Genomic DNA, 1,424 nt, shown 5'->3' on the forward strand with positions numbered 1-1,424 from the left:
GAGAGCGTTCCTGTCCGAAGGACACGGAACTGCGATGCGAGAATCCGCAGTTGGCGTACCACCGAACCCCGCCCTGCAATATGTACTGTGTTATGCCGTCGTGTTTTTTCTTTTTCTTGTCAGGTTTTTCTTGTTTTATATGCAAAACATTTAAATTCTTTGTCATCTTTCTGGTCGTAGCGAGTCATGTTGCAAAAGATTTCCTCATTTGGATTATCGTCGTTGATGCAAGTAATACACAACGAGGGTTTCTTAATTAAATCCGTATTAATTTCATATCCATCATCATCAAAAAATCCTGCAATTTTATTAGGAGGAATTTCGTCAATATGTCTTCGACCTTTAATATTCTCTCTTTTCTTTATTGCTGATTCAATTTCATAATCGTCAATCGGATAACTTTCTCCTGTAATACAAGTAAAACAACTATTCCCAACTGAAGCAGAACCAATTACCCAAATATCATTTCCACAGGAACATTTAATTCCATTTTTATAATCTGTCAGTGCTTTGTTAAGTCGTTTCCTTAAATCTTTTTCATTTTCACTTGGGTTATTTTTTAAGTGTTTTTTTAGGTAAGCATTTATCGAAATTGGCACAAATCCCATTTTGAATTTAATATTGTGTTTTTAGTGTTTTTAAGTTTTTATTCTAAATCGATTATTATCATTAAATTCTCTTTTGCTTTTTCAATTAGGTCAAGAGGTAAATTCCCAACTTTTTTAACTAGTCGTTTATTGTCAATTGCCCTAATTTGGTCAATCATTATATCGCAGTTTTGATGCAGATTTGCTTCTCCTTTTTTTAAGTGAACTCGCAATATTTCCGAGCCTTTTTTTACATTTGTCGTTATTGGACAAACTATTGTTGAAGGATGTGGAATTTGATTTAAAAGATTTGTTTGTATTGTAAGAACTGGTCTTGTTTTTCCAGGTTCCGTTCCTATTTGTGGATTTAAATCTGCAATCCAGATTTCGTATTGTTTAATCGACATAATCAATCTCCTCAAAATCTTTTAGTACATCCATTGAATCTGTTTTAACTAAATCTGATTCTTTTTTTAGCTTTTTTTCAATAATAGCACGTCTTTGCAATTTATTGTAATACTCAATTGCTTCGTTGATATACCTGTTCCTTGGTTTTTTAATTTTTGAAAGAATTTTTTCGGTTTCTCCAAAAATTGAATCGTCAATTTTTAATGATACTGTTTTCATAATTTACACTTTTAGTATTTCAAAAGTATATCTTTTTAGTGTATCCTGCAAGTATTTTATTTTTTTCTTTTCAACATTCTGACTAACGTAAAATTTAGTCTCTGATTTTCAGTTGTTTAAGGTTTATTCAAATTTATCATTTTTTAGCTCATTTTTGCACCCCATTTTTACGTTAGCAACAGGATTTAATAAGCTCTGGAAGATTAGATA

The 1,424-nt window shown here is 31.1% G+C and carries 3 protein-coding genes; all 3 read right to left on the reverse strand.

Annotated features, from left to right (window positions below; genetic code table 11):
• Positions 1-119: 119 nt before the first annotated feature.
• The 3 genes from K5G00_RS29320 to K5G00_RS29330 are packed head-to-tail and all read right to left on the reverse strand — an operon-like array spanning position 120 to position 1,214.
• Positions 120-599 carry a hypothetical protein gene (locus tag K5G00_RS29320; protein WP_238770172.1) on the reverse strand — a complete coding sequence of 160 codons (480 nt, stop codon included), beginning with the start codon at positions 597-599 and terminating at the stop codon, positions 120-122.
• A gap of 47 nt (positions 600-646) precedes the next feature.
• Entirely contained in the window at positions 647-994 is a 348-nt protein-coding gene (locus K5G00_RS29325) for a type II toxin-antitoxin system PemK/MazF family toxin (RefSeq protein ID WP_238770174.1), read from the reverse strand.
• The gene (locus tag K5G00_RS29330; RefSeq protein WP_238770176.1) at positions 984-1,214 is read right to left on the reverse strand and encodes a hypothetical protein; all 231 of its coding nucleotides are present in this window, start codon (positions 1,212-1,214) and stop codon (positions 984-986) included. Before K5G00_RS29330 ends, K5G00_RS29325 begins: the two co-directional genes overlap by 11 nt.
• Positions 1,215-1,424: the final 210 nt, after the last annotated feature.

Origin of the sequence: Maribellus maritimus (assembly GCF_022267315.1) — a bacterium.
In the GTDB taxonomy this organism is placed as follows: Bacteria; Bacteroidota; Bacteroidia; order Bacteroidales; family Prolixibacteraceae; genus Draconibacterium; species Draconibacterium maritimum.

Coding starts and splice junctions, on each gene's coding strand:
- K5G00_RS29325 (WP_238770174.1), bottom strand. CDS start 994: ATGTCGATTAAACAATACGAAATCTGGATTGCAGATTTAAATCCACAA.
- K5G00_RS29330 (WP_238770176.1), bottom strand. CDS start 1,214: ATGAAAACAGTATCATTAAAAATTGACGATTCAATTTTTGGAGAAACC.